Source organism: Ruegeria sp. J8, from assembly GCF_056531925.1.
Map to the genome: position 1 here is coordinate 22651 of NZ_JBQFMR010000008.1, position 23429 is coordinate 46079.

The 23429-nt window shown below is 57.2% G+C and carries 23 protein-coding genes and 1 tRNA gene; 18 read left to right on the forward strand and 6 right to left on the reverse strand.

What is annotated here, in order from left to right; genetic code table 11:
• Together ACR0L1_RS16485 and ACR0L1_RS16490 are read left to right on the forward strand one after the other, a co-directional pair.
• Complete coding sequence (locus tag ACR0L1_RS16485; RefSeq protein WP_480859899.1) at positions 1-972, forward strand: alpha/beta fold hydrolase; 972 nt, start codon at positions 1-3, stop codon at positions 970-972.
• An 84-nt stretch (positions 973-1056) separates the two neighbouring features.
• Positions 1057-1133: transfer RNA gene (locus ACR0L1_RS16490), tRNA-Met, on the forward strand.
• 550 nt (positions 1134-1683) lie between these two features.
• Here the strand turns inward: ACR0L1_RS16490 and ACR0L1_RS16495 are convergent.
• From ACR0L1_RS16495 to ACR0L1_RS16515, 5 genes are all read right to left on the reverse strand, one after another.
• Entirely contained in the window at positions 1684-2583 is a 900-nt protein-coding gene (locus ACR0L1_RS16495) for a bile acid:sodium symporter family protein (RefSeq protein WP_480859900.1), read from the reverse strand.
• A gap of 80 nt (positions 2584-2663) precedes the next feature.
• Positions 2664-4586, reverse strand: coding sequence for an acyl-CoA synthetase (locus ACR0L1_RS16500; RefSeq protein WP_480859902.1), 1923 nt, complete (start codon positions 4584-4586; stop codon positions 2664-2666).
• A gap of 48 nt (positions 4587-4634) precedes the next feature.
• Positions 4635-6257 (reverse strand): GMC family oxidoreductase, encoded by a 1623-nt coding sequence (locus ACR0L1_RS16505; RefSeq protein ID WP_480859904.1) that lies wholly within the window; start codon positions 6255-6257, stop codon positions 4635-4637.
• A 124-nt stretch (positions 6258-6381) separates the two neighbouring features.
• Positions 6382-7326 carry an alpha/beta hydrolase gene (locus ACR0L1_RS16510; RefSeq protein ID WP_480859906.1) on the reverse strand — a complete coding sequence of 315 codons (945 nt, stop codon included), beginning with the start codon at positions 7324-7326 and terminating at the stop codon, positions 6382-6384.
• A gap of 80 nt (positions 7327-7406) precedes the next feature.
• Positions 7407-8123, reverse strand: coding sequence for a sterol desaturase family protein (locus tag ACR0L1_RS16515; protein WP_480859908.1), 717 nt, complete (start codon positions 8121-8123; stop codon positions 7407-7409).
• A 108-nt stretch (positions 8124-8231) separates the two neighbouring features.
• On the opposite strand from ACR0L1_RS16515, the gene ACR0L1_RS16520 reads away from it, so the two are divergent.
• Positions 8232-9170 (forward strand): LysR substrate-binding domain-containing protein, encoded by a 939-nt coding sequence (locus ACR0L1_RS16520; protein ID WP_480859909.1) that lies wholly within the window; start codon positions 8232-8234, stop codon positions 9168-9170.
• An 11-nt stretch (positions 9171-9181) separates the two neighbouring features.
• On the opposite strand, the gene ACR0L1_RS16525 is transcribed toward ACR0L1_RS16520, so the two are convergent.
• Positions 9182-10225, reverse strand: a complete 1044-nt coding sequence (locus ACR0L1_RS16525) for an AraC family transcriptional regulator (RefSeq protein ID WP_170790756.1) — start codon at positions 10223-10225, stop codon at positions 9182-9184.
• A gap of 102 nt (positions 10226-10327) precedes the next feature.
• Between ACR0L1_RS16525 and ACR0L1_RS16530 the strand changes: the two genes are divergently transcribed.
• The 15 genes from ACR0L1_RS16530 to ACR0L1_RS16600 all read left to right on the forward strand — a co-directional run bounded on the left by ACR0L1_RS16530 (position 10328) and on the right by ACR0L1_RS16600 (position 23412).
• On the forward strand, positions 10328-10777 hold the full coding sequence (locus ACR0L1_RS16530; RefSeq protein WP_170786859.1) for a hypothetical protein: 450 nt from the start codon (positions 10328-10330) through the stop codon (positions 10775-10777).
• A 13-nt stretch (positions 10778-10790) separates the two neighbouring features.
• A complete protein-coding gene (locus ACR0L1_RS16535; RefSeq protein WP_170790754.1) occupies positions 10791-11219 on the forward strand; it encodes a 4-oxalocrotonate tautomerase in 429 nt (142 codons plus the stop codon).
• A gap of 18 nt (positions 11220-11237) precedes the next feature.
• Positions 11238-12701 carry a coniferyl aldehyde dehydrogenase gene (locus tag ACR0L1_RS16540; protein ID WP_480859912.1) on the forward strand — a complete coding sequence of 488 codons (1464 nt, stop codon included), beginning with the start codon at positions 11238-11240 and terminating at the stop codon, positions 12699-12701.
• Positions 12702-12755: 54 nt separating this feature from the next.
• Positions 12756-13985: an NADH:flavin oxidoreductase/NADH oxidase family protein gene (locus ACR0L1_RS16545; RefSeq protein WP_170790752.1), complete on the forward strand. Its 1230-nt coding sequence runs from the start codon at positions 12756-12758 to the stop codon at positions 13983-13985.
• 36 nt (positions 13986-14021) lie between these two features.
• Positions 14022-14486: a GFA family protein gene (locus ACR0L1_RS16550; RefSeq protein ID WP_480859915.1), complete on the forward strand. Its 465-nt coding sequence runs from the start codon at positions 14022-14024 to the stop codon at positions 14484-14486.
• Positions 14487-14515: 29 nt separating this feature from the next.
• The gene (locus ACR0L1_RS16555) at positions 14516-15253 is read left to right on the forward strand and encodes an SDR family oxidoreductase (RefSeq protein WP_480859916.1); all 738 of its coding nucleotides are present in this window, start codon (positions 14516-14518) and stop codon (positions 15251-15253) included.
• A gap of 12 nt (positions 15254-15265) precedes the next feature.
• Positions 15266-15880, forward strand: coding sequence for a DsbA family protein (locus ACR0L1_RS16560; RefSeq protein WP_480859918.1), 615 nt, complete (start codon positions 15266-15268; stop codon positions 15878-15880).
• 159 nt (positions 15881-16039) lie between these two features.
• A complete protein-coding gene (locus ACR0L1_RS16565) occupies positions 16040-16621 on the forward strand; it encodes an antibiotic biosynthesis monooxygenase (RefSeq protein ID WP_480859920.1) in 582 nt (193 codons plus the stop codon).
• A 123-nt stretch (positions 16622-16744) separates the two neighbouring features.
• Positions 16745-17200, forward strand: coding sequence for an acyl-CoA thioesterase (locus tag ACR0L1_RS16570; protein ID WP_170790747.1), 456 nt, complete (start codon positions 16745-16747; stop codon positions 17198-17200).
• 487 nt (positions 17201-17687) lie between these two features.
• On the forward strand, positions 17688-18959 hold the full coding sequence (locus ACR0L1_RS16575; RefSeq protein ID WP_480859922.1) for an imelysin family protein: 1272 nt from the start codon (positions 17688-17690) through the stop codon (positions 18957-18959).
• Between the two features lie 130 nt (positions 18960-19089).
• On the forward strand, positions 19090-19383 hold the full coding sequence (locus ACR0L1_RS16580; RefSeq protein WP_170790743.1) for a (2Fe-2S)-binding protein: 294 nt from the start codon (positions 19090-19092) through the stop codon (positions 19381-19383).
• Positions 19331-19816, forward strand: coding sequence for a bacterioferritin (gene bfr, locus ACR0L1_RS16585; RefSeq protein WP_170773884.1), 486 nt, complete (start codon positions 19331-19333; stop codon positions 19814-19816). The genes ACR0L1_RS16580 and bfr overlap by 53 nt, the downstream gene beginning before the upstream one ends.
• Complete coding sequence (locus ACR0L1_RS16590; RefSeq protein WP_480860065.1) at positions 19788-21317, forward strand: di-heme oxidoreductase family protein; 1530 nt, start codon at positions 19788-19790, stop codon at positions 21315-21317. The genes bfr and ACR0L1_RS16590 overlap by 29 nt, the downstream gene beginning before the upstream one ends.
• The gene (locus ACR0L1_RS16595; RefSeq protein WP_480859924.1) at positions 21317-22327 is read left to right on the forward strand and encodes an imelysin family protein; all 1011 of its coding nucleotides are present in this window, start codon (positions 21317-21319) and stop codon (positions 22325-22327) included. The genes ACR0L1_RS16590 and ACR0L1_RS16595 overlap by 1 nt, the downstream gene beginning before the upstream one ends.
• Before the next feature lie 2 nt (positions 22328-22329).
• Positions 22330-23412, forward strand: coding sequence for a DUF1513 domain-containing protein (locus tag ACR0L1_RS16600; RefSeq protein ID WP_480859926.1), 1083 nt, complete (start codon positions 22330-22332; stop codon positions 23410-23412).
• Positions 23413-23429: the final 17 nt, after the last annotated feature.

The following is a 23429-nucleotide window of genomic DNA, read 5'->3' on the forward strand; positions in this document are numbered from 1 at the left end:
ATGACCTTTCTGATTATCGTTCTTTTCGTCGCTGTATTTTTTGGTGCGATGAACCTGTGGACCCGTAAGCTGACTCAAGACGGCGGCAGACGTGTCCCGCAACTGGGGCAGATCCAGCCTGTGCCCGGCGGCAGCATCCACTATGTCGAAAAAGGCGATCCATCCAATCAGAGCCTTGTCCTGATCCACGGCCTCACCGGGCAGCTTCAGCACTATACCTATGCCTTGGTGGATATGCTCGCGGATGACTACCATGTCATCGCTGTCGATCGGCCCGGATGCGGGTATTCAACCCGCGAGTCCGCCGATCTGGGACGCCTGCCCGAGCAGGGCCGGATGATCCAGGAGTTTCTCGATATCAAAGGCGTGTCCGACCCCGTTCTGGTCGGCCATTCGCTGGGCGGCGCAGTTTCGCTGGCGATGGCGCTGGACTATCCTGACAAGGTCAAGGCACTGGCGCTTCTGGCTCCGCTGACACAGGTGATGTCCGGCCCGCCGCCCGTGTTCAAACCGCTCGAAATTAGGACCGAATGGTTGCGCAATTTCATCGGCAATACGATTGCCGTCCCCATGGCCGCCAAGACCGCCCCTCATGCTCTCAGCGCCGTCTTCGACCCCGAACCGGCACCGGATGATTTCCTGGACCGCGCCGGCGGCGCATTGGGTCTGCGACCATCAGCCTTCATCACCGCCTCCCAGGACGTAGTTGGCATAGACGATAGCCTTGAGGCACAAGTGGCCCGCTATCCAGACCTCAAAGTACCCGGAGGCATTCTGTACGGCGCACAGGACGCCATCCTGTCCCCCACTGCCCACGGCGCGCCGATGACGCAATATGGTCTGACCAACGAACAGATCGAAGGGTTGGGCCACATGATCCTGATCACCGCGCCCGACGCATGCGCCACCTTTATCCGCAGCATCGCAGAAGGCGCTGTCAACCCGAACCAATCCGCATCCGAAACCGGTTGAGGCCCGGCACAAAAAGAATCCGGTTTCAGGGAGATTTCCCTCTTGACCCTCTCGGGCCCCTCCCTTAAATCGCCTCTCACCCATGGCGGAGTAGCTCAGTTGGTTAGAGCAGCGGAATCATAATCCGCGTGTCGGGGGTTCAAGTCCCTCCTCCGCTACCACACCCCCCACTCTAGATTCTCTGTTTGGAATGAAGGCGCTTACACGCCAATGACAGCATCGATGATGTTGGCGAACTGGACCGCGTTTCTTTTCTCTGTGACCAGGACCCGCGAAACCATTGCGTCAGGCGGAACGCGTTCTGTATTTCGCAGCGAGCGCTTTTTTGGCGTTAACCGCGATTTGTTTGCCAGTCATGTCCTTGCACCTTGCGAGTTCATTGGCGCGGTCGGCGGGCACCTGCTAGGCTAGACCAGTGATTGTGCCCACCGACTCGCGTTCGACACAGCAGCAATCAATTCAGCCAACCCTACATGGTGCAATCCGCCCTGAATGACGGGACGTCCGCTGCCGAACATTTCAGTGTTTGCTGTTCTCATATCAGAACTCCCGGGCACCTCAGCCTGGCAATTACTTCTCGATCCAAGCCGCAGAAAACACTCGTTGAAAGCTCGCCCATTGGAAAGGCAGCGTCAAAAAAAACCTGCCCAAAAAGGGCAGGTTTTCGTGATCAGAATTTGCGTGTGCATACTCTGATATTTGGTCAGAGGCTTACTCTGCAGCCACGCTTTGACGTACATCTCCGCGACTTCTCCAGCGGAAGTAGAACATGAACGGCAAAACTACGAGGTACATTGTGATCGAATACAGCGCGGATGGCAGCGCCATCGGCACGTCACTCAGCGATGTGCTGGTGCCGGTGATCACAATCGCCAGCGTAATGCCCAAGGGCGAGTTCTGAACGCTGGTTTCAATGCCAACCGTTTTGCCTTCGGTCTTGCTGAGGCCAAGGATTTTACCAAAGGCCAGACCAAGCAACATCAGCACCAGCGGCAGCGTCATTGTCGAATAGCCCAGCGTCGGCATGTAGGTGATGATCAGCTCGCGGTTGGCTGCGAACAGCGCCAGAATTAGAACGGCCCAAAAGATGACGGCGACGTTCTGCAGAGGGTTTTCAAGGCGACGGGCCAAACCGTTGAAGAAGTGGCGCACGACAATACCGGTCAGAACAGGCAGCGTTGTCACCAGGAAGGTAAAGATCGCGATCTCGAAGAACGAGAAGTCAGGCGCGCTTTCCCCCATGAAATACAGCACCGACCAGGTGGCCAGCGGCGGTACGGTAAGGAAGGCCATAACGCTGGTGACAGCGGTCATCGACACCGACAGGGCCAGATCGCCGCGTGAAAGCTTGGTGATCACGTTGCTGCTGACGCCGCCGGGGCAGAAGCTGAGCAACATCAGACCAGCGGCCATGACAGGCGGCAGGCTGAACGCCATGATGACGCAAAACGCCGCGATTGGCAGCAGGACGATTTGTGAAATGGCACCGATGGCGAAGGCGGTGCGGCGACGGAACACACGGCGGAAGTCGTCGATCTCAAGACCAAGCCCCAGTGAGAACATGATGAAAGCCTGCGCCGCAGGCACCACCACGTTGATTGCGAAATCCATTTTTTTCCTCCCTCTTTAGGAAAACGGGCCCGCCTGTTTCGCCTCCCACGACGCTATAACGGACCCGTTGGGTGAGTGGTTTACATATCCACGGTGAAAGTGAACTGCCCCAAAGCGTGACGCATGGCGTCTTCACCGCTGGAAAGGGCCAGTTTTGCAACAATGCCGCGGCTCGAATCCTGCACCACCTCAAGTGATCCGATTTCGGCTGCGTGTTGACCCGCCAGTTCACGGATGGTGCGTTCGATTTCCATCATGTTCAGCGTGACCTTGTGGATTTTACCAACAGCAGTCACTGGCAGGGCGTCGAGGCTGATAAAGTCTTTCGGCACCGCCGCACGTTCCGAGACATGCTCTTGCGCAAAGGCGGCAAGATCGGACACATCCACATCGATACCCGCGGACTTCTGGAAGTACATCACTGGAACCTCTCCCACCTTGGCGTCGGGACGGCCGATTACGGCAGCCATGGCCACTGCAGGGTGCTTGTGCATCGTCTCTTCGACGATCTTGGGGTCGATATTGTGGCCGCCGCGGATGATCAGCTCTTTCTTGCGGCCGGTCATCCAGAAATACCCTTCGGCATCGCAGCGGGCCAGATCGCCGGTGTTGAACCAACGTTTGCCGTCCTGCTCCAGCCAGATGCCTTTGTTCTGGCTTTCGATCAGATAGCCGTCAAACACGTTCGGTCCGGTGATAAAGATCACCCCGGCCTCATCCACATCGGCCCAGCGAACGAATTCGTCATTGTCGTTCAGGATGCCGATCTTCATGTCCTGATAAGGGAAGCGCAGACCGATCGAGCCGATACGCGGATTGTCCGTGATGATCGGGTTCATGGACGAGGCCAGAACGCCCTCGGTCATGCCATAGGCTTCAATGATCTTGACGCCGGTTTCATTGACGAAGGTGTTGAACAATTCGACCGGCATCGGTGCGGCACCACAGGCCCCAAAGCGCAACGAACTGAGGTCTTTGTCCTTATGTGGCACTTGCAGCAGAGCGCCATAGATGGTCGGCACGCCAGAATAGGAGCTGATGCCGTAATGTTCGACCATGTCCCAGAACCCGGCGATCACACCATCGCCGCGATAGCCTGAGGGAGAGGCCAGAACGACGTGGCCGCCATGCATCCAGGGCAACAGACCTGTCACCAGCATAGCGTTGGTGTGAAACAGCGGCAGACCACACAGCGCAGCGGTGCCGGGGCCAACATTCTCGGCACCAACGTACAGGCTGGGGCACCACGAGTTATAAACCTCGCCGAAATGGGTCCGGCGCACGATCTTGGGCAGGCCGGTGGTGCCACCGGTACACAGCATGGTCGAGGTGTCATCGGGTCCGGGGCCTTCGAAATCCAGACCATCGGCATTTTCACCTGCGATCTCGTCCAGCAGGCGGGTCAGGGTGACATCGTCGCGGCCTTCGATGGTGGCCGAGACGGGCGGTAGCGGCAGTGTATCGGGCCACCCGCCATCGCCTTTCATATAGGTGGCGAAGTTGACCAGCAGGATATGCTCCAGCGAGGGCACATCCTTGGCCGCAGCGCTGGCTTTTTCCCAGATATCGACGCCCGGTGTTTGCTCCAGCGTGATCAGAATCTTGACGCCCGCGCCTTTCAGCAGATCGGCCATCTGATCGGCTTCCATCAACGGGTTGATTGCCAGAATGCCACCAGCCGCACTGCCACCCCAGATGGCGAAATGCGTCTCGGGCATGTTGGGCAGGATAAAGGCCGCCACATCGTCACGACCCAAACCCATCCGACGCAGCGCGTTGGCGGTTTGAGTGATACGCGCCAGCAGCTGCCCGTGGGTCAGCGTATAGGGCGTGCGCATCGCGGCGGCGCTCAGGAAAAAACTGAGCGCAGGCGCGTCAGGGTTGATGGCCGCCCCTTTTTGCAGCGCCTCATAGGTGGTCTGCGGCAGAGTGCGATCCTGCAGAGGTGTCTGTTCGAACGCCAGAATCTCATCCATGTTTTTCAGAACAACGTTGATGCTCATCTTCTTTCCTCTTGTTCCTGCGCACCGCGATCGGCGCGCAGTTTTGCGTTAGCTTGCAGCCTTAATCATGTCGGCGGCTTTTTCGGCGATCATCATGGTGGGCGCATTGGTATTGCCCGAGATCAGGTTCGGCATGATCGACGCATCGACTACGCGCAGCCCCTCAAGCCCACGTACCCGCAGCTGCGGATCAACCACGGCCATGTCATCGGTGCCCATTTTGCAGGTGCCAACCGGGTGATAGATCGTGTCTGCGCGCGATCGGATGTGCTGTTCCCAATCCGCGTCTGTCTTTGCGTTTTCGGTGCCGAACATCTCTTTCTTGCGGTATTTCGCCAGCGCCGGAGCCTCAAGAATCTCGCGCGTCAGTTTCGCGCCTTTGATCATCGTTTCGAGATCACGGTCATCGGCCAAAAAGGCCGGATCAATGGCGGGCATGGCGAAAGGATCGGCGCTGTTCAGCGTGACCGAGCCCCGGCTTTCGGGGCGCAGTTTGCAGACATGGCAGCTGAAGCCGTAGCCATAGTGCAGCTTGCGCGAGTGATCATCGACCAGCGCAATTGTGAAATGAAGCTGCACGTCGGGGCGATCCAGATCAGGCGAGGTTTTCAGAAAAGCCGCGCCTTCGGCAAAGCAGGTGGCTGCCATCGACACGCCGGTTTTGCGCCAGCGGTTTATGTGACCCATCAGCTTCATGCCGCCCAAAAGGCCAATGCCGAAATTGTCGGTATCAGCCGATTTGTAGGCCAGCGTGAAGTCCATGTGATCCTGCAGGTTTTTGCCCACACCGGGAAGGTTGTGTCGCACCTCGATCCCGTGCTTTTCAAGATCTGCCGGGTCACCAATGCCGGACAGTTGCAGCAACTGAGGTGTCTTCAGCGCACCGCTGCACAGCAAGACCTCGCGCGTGGCTTTGACCTCGATATCGCGGCCCTTGCCATTTTCCTTGTAAACCACACCTGTCGCGCGTTTGCCGTCAAAGGTCAGACCTTTGGCATGCGCCTTGGTGATCACAGTCAGGTTCGGCCTGTCCATGATCGGGAACAGATAGGCCGCTGCGGCCGAGCACCGCTCGCCATTCTTGGCTTTGTCGTGGAACTGCGTGACCTGATAATAGCCAACGCCCTCATTGTCGCCGGTGTTGAAGTCCTCGCGCTCGCGAATCTGCAATTGCTTAGCGGCTTCGATAAAGTCCCGCGTCACCGGGCGAGATTCTTTCTGGTCCGAAACCTGCAGCGGACCAGCCCCACCATGCATGTCGTCGCCGCCACGCTCGTTATTTTCTGATCGTTTGAAATAGGGAAGAACACTGTCCCAATCCCAGCCATCGCAGCCCAGATTCGCCCATTCGTCATAATCCTCGCGCTGACCGCGCACGTACAACATGGCGTTGATCGCGCTGGACCCGCCCAGAACCTTACCGCGCGGCTGATACCCCTTACGGCCATTCAGCCCCGGCTGCTCGACGGTTTCAAAAGTCCAGTTGTTGATCTTGAATGGCTTACCCGGAAGCATGGCCACAACAGCGGCCGGCATGCGAACCAATATGCTGTCTCCGTTGCCGCCGCCCGCCTCAAGCAGGCACACACTTACATTCGGATCTTCCGACAGACGGTTGGCCAGCACACACCCTGCTGATCCCCCACCAACAATCACGTAGTCAAACTGCATCGCATTCCTCCCTGTCACCAAAATGGCCAAAGGGCTCGCTTCGCAATAGCGTCGCATCGGTCAATTGTTTGACACTTTCGGCCAAAGATGCGCCCTGACGAACAATCGGCGTTTGATTTGCAGGCTATTCCGAGCAGTAGCTATCCACCATGCGAGCGAATTCAGTGGAAACCCAATCGTTGAGTTCGAGAGCTTGGGGCGTTTGCGGAGCGCTGTCTTCTATGGCGTGAAAAACACCGTGGAATGTGCGGAAAGTTACGCTGCAAGCCGCTCGCTTCATGCGATCGGCCATCTCCTCGGCTTCGGCCTGCAAGATGTCCAGATCACCCACGTAACCAAGGCTAGGTGGCAGACCGGACACATCTTTGACGCGCGCCGGAACAGCGTAGGGCGAGATATCGTAGCGCTTTTGCGTTCGTAGTTCTCGCAGCAACAAATGCCAGGCGAGCACCCCGTGTTCGCGTGTCCATGTGATCTTGTTCTTTGGCAGCTTTGTCCAGTTGGATGCGCGGTCGTCGATCATTGGATAAAAAGGCATCATGAACGCGATCTTTGCGTCTCCGGAATCCCGCGCGCGCAATGCCGTCGACAGAACCAGCCCACCGCCCGAACTGTTCCCGGCCAGGATGAGGTTGTCCGCATCGCCGCCCAATTGCTTGGCATGATCACGCACCCAGAGCAGCGTATCATAGCAATCGTCGTGCCCTGCTGGGTAAGGTGCCTCAACCGATAGCCGGAATGCCGGTGCTACGATGATGCAGGGGCGCGACGCCATCAGGCGTTGAAATAATGCATGATGGCGTTCCGGCCAGCCTGTCGCGTATCCACCACCATGGAAGAACACCACAATGGGCAGCGGACCCTTGCAATTGGTGGGCTTGTAGATACGTACACGAACTTCACCGGTTCCATCCCGGCGCGGAATCATGACCGTTTCGTTGACCGCGTTTTCAAGCTGTTTTTCCGCTGCTTTCTTTCTGCCGCGGGCTGAGATTTTGAGCCCCGTTGGACTTTTGATGAGCCACATGGCCACCCGTTGACCAAAAGGGCGCGGGTCTGATTTAGGCATAGGAGATCCTGAATTTTCAAACGCTCAGCAATACTTAGGCGACGGGCAATTCCCCGCCGCCTTAAACTGCGACTGCTCGGTTACTGAGGCTGCGGGTTCGCACCATTATCCGATGGTTTCTGCTGGTCATTTGCGTCGAAATAGAGCGTGCCGAAAATCCAATCGAACAAGGGCAGAGTGATGTTGAAGTTGCCCTCAACCATCACGTCGCGATTGTGATGCACAGTGTGAAACAAACGCAGGTACGTCCAACCGGGGATAAGTCGGAAAATGCGTTCGGTGACCGAACCACGCTGCAGGTGGTAGCTAAAATGCAGGACTTCATACAGCAGATAGCAAGAGGTCATCGTGATGAAGAACAGATAGCCGTAGTTACCCCCAAAGAGGAAGTAGGACACCAGACCTCCGGGGATTGAAATTGCCACCGTGGTCAAAACGAGCAGATAGATCGGGAAGATCACGACGCGCCAATCCAGGACCATCTGATATTCCATGTCCGTATCCACGAAAAAGGTGTGATGGTCGCCTGTGTGACGCTGATAAAACAGCTTGAAAAGCTTTGTTTTGTGATGCCCCCAATAGTTATGAGATGCCCACTCACCCAGATTATAGGCGACATAGGTCGCGACAACGAACCAAAGTTGGTAGAGCTTAAAATCCACCAGTTTGGTCGTACCCCACCAGATCAAAGATCCTGCGCCGATCACAACGACAGACAGGTGCAGCAGACCGCTGTAGTTTGGGCTTACGCCTGCGCGGTACTTAGCTCGAAACTTCTCTCTTGCTTCATCATTCATAACTGGGTCCTCCCTAACCAAAAGTTGCCAGTCAGAATATGCAGATTTGATATAGCTTCTAATTTATATTACTTAAGGATATTATCACTCTGGAAAATAACTAAGCTAATGCTAAGAAATCACGACCTGAATCTGCTTCCAGTCTTCGATATTTTGATGCGAGAACAGCACTTGTCCAAGGCGGCAGAACGTCTGAACATGAGTCAACCTGCTGTCAGCAACGCGCTCAAACGACTGAGACAGGGATTCGATGACGAGTTGTTTGTTCGCACCGGTCGAGGTCTAAAGCCGACGCAACGCGCACTTGATCTGCATGCCAAGGTTGCCCCTGCGCTCGTACAGATCAGAAGCAGTTTCGAAGACCAGGAGTTTTCTGCAGAGACGTTTTCCCGAACCATCGATGTCTCGATGAATCATGCAGTCGAACACATCTGGGGGCCCGTATTGATGAGGGAAGCCCGAAAGCAGGCGCCAAATCTAAAGTGGAGGGTACATCCAGATTACCTGGATGAAACTCCTGTGCGTCTCAAGGATGGAAGATTGGGATACGCGGTTGACTACACGCCTATGCCGGAAGACCACTTTGACTCGCTGCTGATATTGCGTGAGTCGCTTACGCTTATCAGTGCCGCCGATCATCCATGCGCAAAAACAGGAGTGTCGCTGGAAGAGTTTCAAACGCTGGCACATGTTTCGCTGGTGCGAAGGTTTGGTATTGTTCGCAGCCAGAACAGTCGACGAACTACCCCTTTGGAGTTTTTGTTGGGAAACTCGCTTCCGGCTCGCAATATCGCTCTGCAAATGTCGAGTTTTGTTTCCATCCCTGAAGTCGTTGCCGCAACCGACCTTATTGCTGTAGTCCCCACCCGTTTGGCCCGACCCTTGGTCGACGCCGGTTCGCTGGTTTCGCACAACCTTCCGTTCGACTATCCAGAAATCGAGGTGCGCCTATACTGGCACAAAAGCCGAAACACTGATCCGGGTCACGGGTGGCTTGTAGACTTACTGGCGCGATCAGCGGCAACGCTTGCAGAAACCAACAATTGACGTTGCCACTGTTAGCACGTCAGTTTGTTGTCTCCATATCGGGATGAATGTTTCAAACTGCCGGGCGAGTAGCCGTATTTTTTGGTAAAGGCTCTTACGAAGCTGGATGGCTCCGAATAGCCAGTTCTCCAAGCGACGGTTGAAACATCCAGGCCGGCCGTGCTCAGCAACTCATGCCCAATTGCCAGTTTCGCCTCTGTCTGGATCTTTCTGAAACTTGTCCCCTCCTTGGCAAGACGACGGCGCAACGTGCGTTCACTTGTCCCTAGCTTTGAAGCGATTGAAACGATTGTTGGATCGTTGTTGATTTCCAACAAAGTGGCTTCGCGGACTTGCGCCGTCATTTCCGGAATATCGGAGTTTTCCAGGTTTAGTAGGCTTCGGCATTGCCTCAGGCAATTCTCCATCGTTGCTGGGTTGTGCTGCGGCAAGGGCATATCAAGAAGCTTTTGGGGGAGGATGATCGAGTTTCTCCGACAACTCAGCGTGACGCTGATTCCAAGTTCAGTTTTTATTGCGGACGCGACCGCCGGATTATCCAGCGTGGTTTCAAAGACCACGCGCGACATAGAAAACCTGGGCAGAAACTGCGAGGTGAAGTTGCTAACAACCGTCAGGTGCCTTTCCAGCACAAAACTCTCGACTGACTTTGGCAGACCGCTGATATCCAAATTTAGGGCAGGTGGATCTTCGAGCTCGTTTAGACGCAATCGGGCGATCACGAACGACAGGTTCGCGAAATCAATAGCCGTTTTTAGTCCAGCACGAAGAGTTGGGCTGCTCAAAATAGCATATCCCCAAATGCCAAAGACTTCGGGTCTGTAGCGGCGACCAATTTCAATTCCCATTCCAGGGCGGTCAGGCGCGTACTTGATGAAATTTTCTATCGCCGCAACTTCTTGCCCAAGCGTCACAGTCGCCTCGTTCTGGTAGAGATCGAAAGTGACCAGCCCGGTATCCTCCAGGCATTGTTCGGGAGTTACACCATATTTTGCTGCTTCCTCGCACAGGATGCGGATGCTGCCCGGTGATCGTTTCAGGGACGCGTTTTGCATGTTTTGAACCTAAACACTGTGGCCGATAATGTCAAAAAGATGTCCGCTGTCATCATCGAAAATTGATCCCCAAAAACCGAAATTACCGGGCAGGAGGATGTTATGCGATCACTCATTGCCATTCAGGAAGGTCAGATCTCACTCGAGCAGATCAAAGCGCTCGAGGAAGTCGTGCGCAAGCTTTATGTCGAGCACGTATGCGACGACAAACTGACGATCATCTGGAACGTCGCTGCCAAACAGCACACGATCACGGATCGCCGTTGGTCACGCTCGTCGACTGTCTCGATGGAAGTGCCGGACGGGTTTGAAACGCAACGCCGCGAAGCCTTCATGCTGGAGGTCGATAGATGCTGGCGCAAAATCACCGGTCAGCACCCGGATCAGGTGTCTGTGGGTGCATTCGACCAGTCCCGTTATGGCGACATTCTGAAAGGCAACCTGACACGCTTGTCGCCTTGGGGACGCTTTACCTATCTATTCAAGCTGTTTTCGCGCGCGATGATCTCAAAAATGCGCCACGGCGTGCTGATCACGCAGTTCAATCAATAGGAGAGGAATTGATATGCCGCTCTATACTCTTGCATCCAAGAAACCTTTCCCCGAGCAGATCCGATTTGACATCGCGCAGGTCATCACCGATGTGCATTGCGGCCTAACTGGCGCGCCGTCCGAGTTCGTGAACGTCGTTTTCATGACCGGCTACAGCATGCGACGCGGAACTGTTTTGGGCGTGAACGGCAACGTCCGCATGGGCGGTGACCGGACCGCTGGTCTCTATGAAAAACTGAACGAGCAGATGCACACGCGTATCTCCGAGGCGGCCCAGCTGGAAAAAAGCAAGGTGCTGGTCACGCTGATCGGCATCGAATCTAACTGGGTGGTCGAAGGCGGTATGGTTCTGCCCTTCCCAGGCGACGAAGCCGACTGGCTTGAGCGCAAGAACGCCACCCATGCCGCAATGGGGATTGGCCCCGTAACTGATTACATTTAAATCCAGGAGGGTTTAACAATGTCCGCACCGCACCTGACACCCGTTAAATCGGAAACGCCTGATCTCGAGGCTCTGCTTCTGGCTCAGAAAAAGGCCTATCTGGCCTATCCCATGCCCGACCGGGCGGCTCGGGTGCGGCGTCTGGACAAGCTGCACAACGCGCTGATCGACAACAAGGCGCGCATCATCGCGGCGGTCAGCAAGGATTTCTCGAACCGCTCGGCGGCTGAAACCGAACTGGCCGAGATCATGCCGCTGCTGGACGGTATCGCCTTTTACCGCAAGCGCTTGCGCAAGTTCATGAAACCGCAGCGCCGCCACGCGCCGCTGACCCTGATGCCTGCCAGCATTCAGGTGCAATATCAGCCCGTGGGCGTGGTTGGCATCGTGGTGCCGTGGAACTTCCCGATCTTCCTGGCCCTGTCGCCGCTGGTAGGCGCCCTGGCCGCGGGCAACCGCGCGATGCTGAAATCGTCGGAATTCGCACCGGCCTCGGGCGATCTGCTGAAAGAAATCATCGCCGATATCTTCTCTGAGGACGAAGTAACCGTTGTCACCGGTGGTGTCGAAGTCGCGACTGAGTTCACCAAGTTGCCGTTCGACCATCTGGTGTTCACCGGTTCGACTCAGGTCGGCAAGATCGTGATGAAGGCCGCTGCCGACAACCTGACGCCGGTTACGCTGGAGCTGGGTGGCAAATCGCCGGTCATCATCCACAAGGACTTCCCGATTGATGAAGCCGCCAGCCGGATTGCATTCGGCAAAGGCATCAATGCCGGTCAGGTCTGCGTGTCGCCCGATTACATCCTGTGCCCGCGCGACAAGGTGAACGCCTTTTGCACCGCGTTTGCGGATTCGATGAGCAAAGCCTACCCGACCCTGCGCGACAATCAGGACTATACGGCGATCATCACCGACCGTCAGAAAACCCGCCTTGAAGGCTATCTGAAAGACGCCGAGGCAAAAGGTGCCGAGCTGATCACCATCAACCCCAAGGGTGAGCATTTCAACGACACGCGCAAGATGCCGATGACCCTGATCCTGGGCGCGACCGAAGAGATGCTGGTGCTGCGCGAAGAGATATTTGGCCCGATCCTGCCGGTGATCCCCTACGACTCGATTGATGAAGCTGTGGCTTACGTCAATGACCGCCCGCGTCCGCTGGCCTTCTACTACTTCGATTGGGATAAGAGCCGCGCCAATGACATTCTGGCCCGCACCCATGCGGGTGGTGCCTGCATCAACGACACCATGTCTCATGTGATGGCCGATGACATCCCGTTCGGCGGCATCGGTCCGTCGGGCATGGGTCACTATCACGGTGAAGAAGGCTTCCGCAATTTCTCGAAAGCAAAGGGCGTGGTCCGCAAAGGCCGCATCAACGCTACTGCTTTTGTTGCCCCGCCCTGGGACAACTTCATGTTCAACAGCCTGAAAAAGCTTCAGGCGATGCGCTTCCGGCGCCGCAATATTCAGGAGTAAAGACCAATGGTTGCTGCTCAGAAAATCGAAACGACGAATCAAGGAAACACAGAAATGGCAACGCTTGGGGATTCCCTGACGCTGAAATCGGGAACGGTTCTGCGCAACCGGATCTGCAAAGCTTCGATGAACGAAGCTCTGGCCACTCCGGACGGTAAAGTCACACCTGCCCACGTCTCGCTGTACGAGGCATGGGCCCATAGCGGCGCGAGCCTGCTGATCACCGGCAACATGATGGTTGACGGCAAGCACATGAACGAACCGCTGGTCGTGGATGCGCTGCTGGACAGCAACATGGACCTGCTGCGCAAATGGGCGGCCACCGGCAAGGCGACCAACACCCATATCTGGCCGCAGCTGAACCACCCGGGCAAGCAGTCGCCCAAAATGGTCAACGACGCACCGGTTGCACCTTCGGTCGTGCCAATCCCGAATGAGATGTTCGCCCCCCCGCGCGAGCTGTCCGATTCCGAGATCGAGGACATCATCGACCGGTTCGCCGAAGCCGCCGCCCGTCTGGAAGAGGCAGGTTTCACCGGCGTTCAGCTGCACGGCGCGCATGGCTATCTGATCGGCCAGTTCCTGTCGCCGCATCACAACCGCCGCGAAGACAAATGGGGCGGCAGTTTTGACAACCGCTTCCGCTTTGTCGAAGAGGTCTACAAACGCGTCCGCGCCCGTACCGGCCCCGGTTTCAACGTTGGCATCAAGATCAACTCGTCCGACTTCCAAAAGGGCGGTTTCACCGAGGAAGACTCGATCGAAGTGGCCAAGCGTCTGGACGGTCTGGGCATCGACCTGATCGAAATCTCGGGCGGCAGCTGGGAAAACCCGGTTAACCGCAAGGGCAAGCAGGAAGTCAAAAAGGAGAGCACCCTCAAGCGCGAGGCATATTTCCTGGAATATGCCGAAAAGGTCAAAAGCCAGATCTCGACCCCTCTGGTCGTGACCGGCGGTTTCCGCTCGTCCGAGGGCATGAGCGAAGCTCTGGCAACCGGCGCTCTGGATATGGCCGGTGTGGCCCGTCCCTTCGCCGTCGATCCCAAGTTCGGCACTCATGTTCTGCAGAACCCCAAGCACGTATCGCATGTTGCGCCCATCCGTTCGGGTCTGAAGAAGATCGACGCAATGGCGATCATGGAGATCAGCTGGTACACCATGCAGATCGAACGCATCTCGCAAGGTAAGAAGGTGCAGACCAAAGCGGACGGTGTCTGGCCGGCGCTGCGCGTGATGTACCGGTTCTGGAAAAACGGCAAAGCGGTCAAAAAGGTCCGCGCCTGATCTCACGGAACCCTGCCCGCAACAAGGAAGAGTTAGATGACGCATTCCAACGGCACCTGTAGCTGCGGGCAGGTTCACTTCAAAACACAAGGTCGCCCGCTGCTTAGGGCGATCTGTCACTGCACCATTTGCCAGCGGTTCAACGATGCCGAATATGGCGATATCCTGCTGTTTCGTGCTGCGGACGTGGACCAGGCCGGGTGTGGTGAAATTGTATACGAAAGCCTGAAGCAGCCGCCTTTGCTGGCGCGTGGCAGATGCACAGCATGCGGCAACCCGGCACTGGAAAAATTGAACGTGCCGCTGTTTCCAAAACTGATTTTGGTGCCCTCGGCCCGGATTGTCGAACAGTCAGACCTACCTTCACCCGATTTCCACATCTTTTACAATCACTGGGTCCGTGAAGCGCAGGACGATCTGCCGAAATCCAGCGGCTATCTGCCCAGCCAGGCTCGATTTACGATCCATCTGCTGCGCGGTTTGTTTCGCGGTCACGGCTGACCGGATGTTGAGCTACTGAGGAGAACGAGATGCAGAACCCCAATGGTGCATGTTTGATAATCGGAGCTGGCGATGACACAGGCTCTGCTATCGCCCGGGCATTTGCCCGCGAGGGGTTAACCGCTTGTGTCGTTCGCCGCGACCGCCATGCCCATGCTCTTGAGGCGCTGGCGGAATCAATCCGCGACGAGGGTCATCAGGCCCGCGCCTATCCCGCTGATGCACGGGATGAGACCGAGATGCACAATCTGATCGGTAAGATCGAGGAGGAGGTTGGCCCAATCGAGGTCGCCGTTTTCAACATCGGGGCCAATGTGCGTTTTGGCATCACCGAGACCACCCCGCGCGTCTATCGCAAGGTCTGGGAGATGGCCGCTTTCGCCGGGTTCTTGATGGGTCACGAGGTCGCCGCCCGGATGCTACCGCGCAAACGCGGGACGATCATTTTCACCGGAGCATCGGCCAGTATGCGTGGCAATGCCGGGTTCTCGGCCTTTTCGGGCGCGAAACACGCGCTGAGGGCGCTGGCGCAGTCCATGGCGCGCGAGTTGGGGCCAAAAAACATCCACGTCGCCCATACGGTGATCGACGGGGCCATCGACAGCAATTTTATCCGCGAACATTTCCCGGATGTGGACCAGATGCGCGAGGAAGACCGTATTCTGAACCCCGAGCATATCGCGCAGAATTATGTGATGCTGCACAAACAACCCCGTACGGCCTGGACGCATGAGATGGACCTGCGTCCCTGGAAAGAAACCTGGTAACTGGAGCGAACCATGACAGCTCAGGTAGACTTCATCTACGATTTCGGCAGCCCCAACGCCTATCTGGCCCATTGCCTGGTCAATGACATCAAGACCCGAACCGGCGCGTCGTTCAACTACATTCCTTGTCTTTTGGGCGGGATATTCAAAGCGACAGGCAATCAGTCTCCGTTTCTCATGTTCCGGGACGTCAAAGGTAAGCTGGATTACGACCGCGTGGAGTTCGAACGGTTTATTCGCCGGCATAAGCTGTCGAAGTTCCGAATGAACCCCCATTTCCCGGTTAACACGTTGCTTATGATGCGGGCGGCGGCAGCCGCTGAGGTTGACGGATTCCAAGGCAACTACATCACGGCAGGGATGGCCGCAATGTGGGAAAAGGGGCTCAAAATGGATGATCCGGACGTGTTTGTCTCGGCGATGAACGATGCAGGACTCGACGGTCAAAATCTGTTGGAGCGTGCCAATGAAGATGCGGTCAAAGAGCGCTTGAAAAACAACACCAGCGCAGCTGTCGAGCGTGGTGTCTTCGGCATCCCCACCTTCTTTGTCGGAGAAGAAATGTTTTTCGGCAAGGACCGGTTGGATCTCGTGGAACGAGAGCTTGAAAGCATCTCGAGCTCTTGAAAACCAAGACATCAGGGATCTTCAGCGATGCGAGGGTCCACTTTGCAATTACACAGATTGATGTTGGTTTAGGAAAACCGCAGAGGCGCTGCGTTTCGGCTGACCAAAGGTCGTTCACGCGCCTCATAGCAGGAAACTTGGCTCACAATGACTGATCACATGACACATCACCGAGACACGGACAACAACCCCGTAACGATCTCTGTTTCACGTCGCGTCGTGCCGGGGCGCGAGGCCGATTTCGAGGATTGGATCCGAGGCATAGCCGAGGCTGCATCGCATTTCGAGGGGCAACAAGGTTTAAGCATTTTGCGCCCTTCCGAAAAGACTGGCGGACGCTACGTCATGATTTATCGTTTCGATAATTACGAACATGCTGCCGCCTGGGAAACCTCGCCCGAGCGATCCGAGTGGATTGCCAAGCTGGAAGGGATATCCGATGGCGATGCAGATCGCAAAAGCGAGACCGGTCTCGAAGTGTGGTTCGATATGCCCGAGATCCCTGCAGCCGTTCCACCACCACGCCATAAAATGGCTGTTGTATTGATCGTTGTGATCTTTGCCCTTGTCTTTGCGCTTCAGGTTTTCCTCGTTCCTTTCATGACTGGTTGGCCACGTTGGGCACAGACGCTCAGCATCGTCACAATTCAGGTTGTGTCGATGACATATCTGATAATGCCAATCATAACTCTGCTGCTAAAGCCGTGGTTGTTTCGCAACCAAACTCAGGCAATCAAATAGATGTCTTGCCGTTCTTTGAAGGGATCAATGGACAATAGGGCGTTCCTTATGGTTGTCAGAGTAGGCTCGTCAAAGGCCTCTTCACGTTCTCCATTTTAGACTCACAATGGTGTATTTCGCGCAATGAACGAAGACATATCCTCACTTGCAGATTATCCAAACTCCTTCTGGAAACGGTTCAAGGTCACGGCGGGCGATCTGGACGGCTTCCACCACGTAAACAACGCTGTCTATTTGAAATGGATGGATGCTACCGTTTGGGAACATACGCGGCATGTCGGTTTGACCGAGCAAGCCTGCCTCGACCTGAATCGCGGTATGGCCGCAGTGCGCCACGAGATCGATTATCTGTCCTCCGCTTTTTTGGATGATGAGATCGTCGTGTACAACTGGCTCTCGGTGAATGATGAGCGTTTGCGTTGCAGTCGCCTGTTTCAGATGATCCGATTGGGTGACAGCAAAACGATATTGCGCGCCAGATCAGACTATGTGTGTACCAATCTGACAACTGGACGTCCGACACGTATGCCGAATGAGTTCAAGACCGGATATAAAGTCACAATCCCTCGAAGCGGCTGACAGCGATCCGCTGCAAACATTGCGCAGGATCACCCAAAACCCCTTGAAAGTTTGATTTCGCAATGCGGAATATAGTTGTCCGCTTTTGGGGATTGGGTGGCGTTTGGGTGACAAATCCCGTGTGGTTGGGAGTGGCGCTTTGTGGTGGTTTGCCCGCCAGAAACTCACCGTCGCCAATAAGTTGACGATGTCGGATGTAGCGGCCTGCGAACTCTCGGATCGTACCAGAACTCGGTCATGATCCGCGCAACGGGATTCAAGCCCCTCCTCAGCTTTCTCGTTCCCCAAACAGTTTTGGACCACAGACTCGCTGCGTTCGGTTCGACCGACCAGTATCTGTGCATCATCTGTCTTGGGTATCAGCGTGGAATTTATACCTGATTAAAAAACTCAGGTTGACATAGACGACCAATTCACTCAGTTATTTGTCAGCCAGCACCAATCAGGTGCGCCGACCTCTCTGAATTAACAAAAAAGACCTGATCCCATGACCAGATTCCATGCTGCTGCCAGCGCGCTGGCGCTGTGCGTTGCAACCAATGCGTCCGCGGCCGAGACCCCCTCGAAAGCCGACATCCTCGCCACCTACGCCAATATCGCCCAAGCGAAATACAATGACAGCCTGATCGCCGCCAAAATGCTACAGACGACGGTGCATGCCCTGATCGCGAACCCTTCGGACGCGACTTTGGCGGCGGCCAAGGCAGCGTGGATTTCCGCGCGCGTGCCCTATCAGCAGACCGAGGTTTACCGGTTCGGAAACCCAATTGTCGACGAATGGGAAGGCAAAGTGAACGCGTGGCCGTTGGATGAAGGGTTGATCGACTATGTGGATGCCACTTATGGCGGCCCATCGGACGAGAACGAATTCGCCGCGCTGAACATCATCGCGAACCCCAGCTTTACCCTGTCGGGCCAAACCATCGATGCCAGCCACATCACCCCCGAACTGCTGGCCGAAACCCTGCATGAGGCTGATGGAATCGAAGCGAACGTAGCCACCGGTTATCATGCAATCGAGTTTCTGCTTTGGGGGCAGGACCTGAACGGCCACGGCGCCGGGGCCGGAAACCGCCCGTGGACAGACTATGCCCGTGGCGCGGATTGCACCGGCGGGAATTGTGACCGTCGCGGAGAATATCTGCGCGCTGTGACCGATTTGTTGGTCAGCGATCTAGACTGGATGGCTGCACAATGGGTTGAAGGCGGTGATGCGCGCTTGGCACTGACCGAGAACGAGGCCGCAGGCGTCAGCGCAATTCTGACCGGCATGGGCTCGCTGTCTTATGGAGAACAGGCCGGTGAGCGGATGCGCCTCGGCCTGATGCTGAATGATCCGGAAGAGGAACATGATTGCTTCTCGGACAACACCCATAACAGCCACTATTACGATGGCCTGGGCATCCAGAATGTCTATCTGGGCAGTTACACCCGGATCGACGGCACTCCGATCTCGGGCGCATCGCTGTCTGATCTTGTCACTGCGACCGACCCGGCGTTGGATGCCGAGATGAAGGTGAAGCTGGCCAATACGATGCAAGCGCTAGACCGGATCAAATCGACAGCCGAGGCTGGGTTCGCCTATGACCAGATGCTGGAACGCGGCAATGCAGGTGGCGAGGCCTTGATCATGGGCGGCGTGAACGGCCTGATCGATCAGACCAAGACCATCGAACGCATCGTCACCAAGCTGGAGCTGGATCAGATCGATTTTGAAGGCTCGGACAGTTTGGACAACCCCAACGCAGTCTTCCAGTGATCCCGCACCTGTGAGGCGGCATCTCATAGTCGCCTCGCAGGTTTTTGAGGGCTGGCAGACGGTTTGCCGCAGGACATTCAGTAATTAACCGACTATTATAGTCAGAATAAACAGCTAAAGGCGTTCTGCCATGATCATTTGCCATTGCACCAATATCTCGGACACCGACATCCATGCCGCGATCGATTGGATGCGCGCGTCCGATCCCCATGCGGTGATCACCCCCGGCAAGATCTATCATGCCCTTGGAAAATCAGCGGATTGTGGCGGATGCATGCCACTTTTCCTAGACACGATGCGGTCCAGCGATAAGCTGGAAATCCCCATGCAGCTTCGGACATTGCGGTCCGCAGCATCACAGGAGAAAGCACATGAAGGGCGATCCCAAAGTCATAGAATACCTCAACAAATCCCTGCGGCATGAGCTGACGGCGGTCAGCCAGTATTGGCTTCACTACCGCTTGCAGGAGGATTGGGGCCTTGGTCACATGGCCAAGAAAAGTCGCGAGGAAAGCATCGAGGAGATGGGCCACGCGGACAAGCTGATCGAACGGATCATCTTTCTGGAAGGCCATCCCAACCTGCAAAAGCTGGACCCACTTCGCATCGGGCAGACGCCCAAGGAAACTCTGGAATGTGATCTGGCAGCCGAACACGACGCGCGCGCCCTGTATGTGGAGGCCCGCGAATACTGCCGCGAGGCGGGGGACTATGTGACCATGTCCCTGTTTGAAGGTTTGATCAGCGATGAAGAGGGTCACATCGACTTCCTCGAAACGCAGCTTGATCTGTATGAAAGGATTGGCGAAGCCAATTATGCGCATCTCAATGCATCGAAAATGGACGAAGGCGAGTAAGCTTTCGATCGTAGCGGTGGCTGCTTTGGCGGCCACCCCCTCTTTCCCGACCGGGTTGCAGGACCTGCACCTCAACTTCCAGCCCAGAACCAAAGACGAGGCCGCCCGGATCGCGGATGTCACCGCCGCGCCCGAGGATTTCAGCGTGCCACAACGGTTCGAGGACCTGCCGGCAGGGGCGGCCACCGTGCGGTTGCGCGCGGATGCAGATGCGTTCTCGCAACCGTCGGGCAACCTGGAGATTGAGCAGGAGTTGGATTTCAAAGTCGGTAACGGGCTGTTCAAAAAGCTATGGGTTTCGTCGCCGGCTTCGACGCTGGCTTCGGACGGGTTAGGGCCGCTTTACAACGCGCGGTCGTGCCAGCGGTGCCACATCAAGGACGGGCGCGGCCATACGCCGAATGGCCCACAGGACAGCGCGGTGTCGATGTTCCTACGCGTCTCAATCCCTGGCGGGGCGGGCCAGTCCGAGATCGCGGACTATATCGCCACGCAGCCAGAGCCAAACTACGGCGGCCAGATGCAGGACCTCGCCCTGCCTGGCCACCCGGCAGAATACCGGCTGGACATCACCTACACGGAAGTCCCTGTCGAGCTCTTGGATGGTGAGACGGTCACGTTGCGCGCACCGACCTATACCGCCGCCGATCTGGGCTATGGGCCGTTGCACCCGCAGGCGATGCTCAGCCCACGTGTGGCACCGCAGATGATCGGGCTGGGTCTGCTCGAAGCGATCCCGGTCGGGGATATACTGGCCAAGGCCGACCCAGAAGACGTTGATGGGGACGGTATCTCAGGCCGCCCCAACATTGTGTGGTCGACCGAATTCGATGCGCCGATGATGGGGCGGTTCGGCTACAAGGCTGGGATGCCGACTATCTTGGAGCAATCGGCAGGTGCCTTTGCCGGAGACATCGGGATATCCAGCCCTCTGTTCCCTGCGGCCCATGGTGACTGCACGGAGTTGCAGGTGGACTGCGTGAATGCCCCGCATGGCGATGGCGACGACCGTGTGTTCGAGATTGATCAGCAGGGTATGGACCTTGTGGCCTTCTACAGCCGCAATCTTGGGGTGCCAGAACGTCGAGATGCAGACGACCCGCAAGTGCTGCGCGGAAAGCAGGTCTTCCACCAGACCGGCTGTGCATTGTGCCACACCCCCGCCTATGTCACGCACCGTATGGAGGACCGGCCCGAACACAGTTTCCAACTGATCTGGCCTTATACCGACTTGCTGCTGCACGACATGGGCGAAGGTCTGGCCGACCAACGCCCGGAGGCGCGCGCTACGGGTCGGGAATGGCGCACGCCGCCGCTGTGGGGCGTCGGGATGACCCAACAGGTTTCGGGCCACACTCAATTCCTGCATGACGGGCGGGCGCGGTCCCTGCTAGAGGCAATCCTGTGGCACGGGGGCGAGGCGCAAGCGGCGCGCGATACGGTTGTGTCGATGCCCAAGCTTGACCGAGACGCCCTGATCCGCTTTCTGGAGAGCCTCTGATGCGCCCGCTGTTCCTTGCCCTTGCTTTGGCTTTGCCCCTGCCCGCCACAGCACAGGACAGTGCTGCGATTCTGACGGACGTGGTCGACGCACACGTTCTGCCCGGTTATGCGAGACTATCCGAGACGACCGCCACTTTGGCCTCGACCGCGCAGGCTGGATGCGATCCTGCATCACCTGGCCTGCGGGCTGCATTCCATGGCGCATTCGACGATTGGATTTTGGTCAGTCACCTACGGTTCGGGCCGTCCGAGCGGGACGACCGCGCCTTTGCGCTGGCCTTCTGGCCCGACACTAAGGGATTCACGCCCAAGGCCCTGAGCGGTTTGATCTCGACCAGCGACCCCGTTGTAGAAAGCCCCGAGGCCTTTGCCGAAACCTCCATCGCCGGGCGCGGGTTTTTCGCGCTGGAGATGATGCTCTTTGATCCCGCCTTTGCTGATCAGGGCCAAGCCCCCTATCGCTGCGCCCTAATCCGCGCGATCACAACTGACATCGACCGCAACGCAAAGGCCATCGCCCGGGATTGGCAACCCTTTGCCGAACACGTGACGCAACCCGGCGGCGACAGGCCCTATCGGTCCGAAAACGAAGCCCTGCAAGAGCTATACAAGGCACTGTCCACCAGCCTTCAATTCACGTCCGAGACCCGCCTTGGACGCCCGCTGGGCACATTCGACCGCCCCCGTCCAAAGAGGGCCGAGGCGCGCCGGTCTGCGCGGTCCTTGCGCCATGTGGAGCTGTCGCTGATCACTCTGCGTGATCTGGCCATGCGCCTGTCTGCGGATCATCCTGCCATTGCGGCAGACATGGACGGCGCGTTCGACAATGCGATTGCCCGCGCGCAAGCCTTGGACGACCCTGCATTTGCGAGCGTGGCCAACCCGCAGGGCCGTTTACGCATCGAGGCGCTGCAACAGTCGATCAACGATATCCGCCAGATTGCCGCAAATGATCTTGGCCCTGCCCTGGGCATCAGCGCCGGGTTCAACGCACTGGACGGTGACTGACCATGACCAGCCGTCGCCATTTTCTTGTCGGGCTTGCCGCCACCAGCATGACGCCCATAGGCGGTTGGGCGGAAGTTGGCGCGCCCGACTACTTGGCGGCGGCCCTGTTTCCCGACGGCTTTTACCGGCTGGTGGGGCTGACTGCTGGAGGAGGTATCCTGTTCACGTTGCCCTTGCCCGCAAGGGGTCACGCGGCGGCCGCGCACCCTCAGCGCGCGCAGGCGGTGGCATTTGCCCGCCGACCGGGCACTTTTGCGTTGGTGATCGATTGCGCAACCGGAGCCCAAACCGCCCGGTTGGACGCGCCAGAAGACCGCCATTTCTACGGCCACGGCGTGTTTTCGGCAGATGGGGCGACGCTCTACACCACAGAAAACGACTATGAGGCAGGCCAAGGCGTGATCGGCGTCTGGAATACCGGAGATTACGCGCGATTGGGTGAGTTCCCCTCGGGCGGCATCGGCCCCCATGACATGCGCCTGATGCCCGACGGCCAAACACTTGTTGTGGCCAATGGCGGCATCGAAACCCACCCCGAAACAGGGCGCACCGAGCTGAACCTGCCCGTCATGCGCCCCAACCTGACCTATCTGGACCACTCTGGCGCGGTTATAGAACAAAAGGAACTGCCGCGCGCGCTGCACAGAAACTCGATCCGCCATCTGGCTGTCCGGCCCGACGGCCTGGTGGCCTTTGCGCTGCAATGGCAAGGGGACAAAACACGGCACCCGCCGCTGCTGGGCCTGCACCGGCGCGGCACGGCCCCGCGCCTGCTGACCGCGCCCGAGAGAGAACAGAGCACCCTTCAGGGCTACGCGGGCAGCATCGCTTTCGCCAGTGATGGCAAAACCGTCGCCATCACCTGCCCCCGAGGAAACGCGCTGCATCAATTCGATGTCGAAACCGGCAATTTGACTGCGGCCTATTCCTTGAAGGATGTCTGCGGCATCGGCTCTGCCGAGCAGGGATTTGTCTTTACCACAGGCACCGGCGCGGTCGGAGAGATCACCGAGGGTGCCCACATCATGGCGCGCGCCAAATGCCATTGGGACAACCACTTGATCCCAATCCGCACCTTGGCCTAAATTCGGCAATTCGCGAT

Coding starts and splice junctions, on each gene's coding strand:
- ACR0L1_RS16485 (WP_480859899.1), top strand. CDS start 1: ATGACCTTTCTGATTATCGTTCTTTTCGTCGCTGTATTTTTTGGTGCG.
- ACR0L1_RS16495 (WP_480859900.1), bottom strand. CDS start 2,583: ATGGATTTCGCAATCAACGTGGTGGTGCCTGCGGCGCAGGCTTTCATC.
- ACR0L1_RS16500 (WP_480859902.1), bottom strand. CDS start 4,586: ATGAGCATCAACGTTGTTCTGAAAAACATGGATGAGATTCTGGCGTTC.
- ACR0L1_RS16505 (WP_480859904.1), bottom strand. CDS start 6,257: ATGCAGTTTGACTACGTGATTGTTGGTGGGGGATCAGCAGGGTGTGTG.
- ACR0L1_RS16510 (WP_480859906.1), bottom strand. CDS start 7,326: ATGCCTAAATCAGACCCGCGCCCTTTTGGTCAACGGGTGGCCATGTGG.
- ACR0L1_RS16515 (WP_480859908.1), bottom strand. CDS start 8,123: ATGAATGATGAAGCAAGAGAGAAGTTTCGAGCTAAGTACCGCGCAGGC.
- ACR0L1_RS16520 (WP_480859909.1), top strand. CDS start 8,232: ATGCTAAGAAATCACGACCTGAATCTGCTTCCAGTCTTCGATATTTTG.
- ACR0L1_RS16525 (WP_170790756.1), bottom strand. CDS start 10,225: ATGCAAAACGCGTCCCTGAAACGATCACCGGGCAGCATCCGCATCCTG.
- ACR0L1_RS16530 (WP_170786859.1), top strand. CDS start 10,328: ATGCGATCACTCATTGCCATTCAGGAAGGTCAGATCTCACTCGAGCAG.
- ACR0L1_RS16535 (WP_170790754.1), top strand. CDS start 10,791: ATGCCGCTCTATACTCTTGCATCCAAGAAACCTTTCCCCGAGCAGATC.
- ACR0L1_RS16540 (WP_480859912.1), top strand. CDS start 11,238: ATGTCCGCACCGCACCTGACACCCGTTAAATCGGAAACGCCTGATCTC.
- ACR0L1_RS16545 (WP_170790752.1), top strand. CDS start 12,756: ATGGCAACGCTTGGGGATTCCCTGACGCTGAAATCGGGAACGGTTCTG.
- ACR0L1_RS16550 (WP_480859915.1), top strand. CDS start 14,022: ATGACGCATTCCAACGGCACCTGTAGCTGCGGGCAGGTTCACTTCAAA.
- ACR0L1_RS16555 (WP_480859916.1), top strand. CDS start 14,516: ATGCAGAACCCCAATGGTGCATGTTTGATAATCGGAGCTGGCGATGAC.
- ACR0L1_RS16560 (WP_480859918.1), top strand. CDS start 15,266: ATGACAGCTCAGGTAGACTTCATCTACGATTTCGGCAGCCCCAACGCC.
- ACR0L1_RS16565 (WP_480859920.1), top strand. CDS start 16,040: ATGACACATCACCGAGACACGGACAACAACCCCGTAACGATCTCTGTT.
- ACR0L1_RS16570 (WP_170790747.1), top strand. CDS start 16,745: ATGAACGAAGACATATCCTCACTTGCAGATTATCCAAACTCCTTCTGG.
- ACR0L1_RS16575 (WP_480859922.1), top strand. CDS start 17,688: ATGACCAGATTCCATGCTGCTGCCAGCGCGCTGGCGCTGTGCGTTGCA.
- ACR0L1_RS16580 (WP_170790743.1), top strand. CDS start 19,090: ATGATCATTTGCCATTGCACCAATATCTCGGACACCGACATCCATGCC.
- bfr (WP_170773884.1), top strand. CDS start 19,331: ATGAAGGGCGATCCCAAAGTCATAGAATACCTCAACAAATCCCTGCGG.
- ACR0L1_RS16590 (WP_480860065.1), top strand. CDS start 19,788: ATGCATCGAAAATGGACGAAGGCGAGTAAGCTTTCGATCGTAGCGGTG.
- ACR0L1_RS16595 (WP_480859924.1), top strand. CDS start 21,317: ATGCGCCCGCTGTTCCTTGCCCTTGCTTTGGCTTTGCCCCTGCCCGCC.
- ACR0L1_RS16600 (WP_480859926.1), top strand. CDS start 22,330: ATGACCAGCCGTCGCCATTTTCTTGTCGGGCTTGCCGCCACCAGCATG.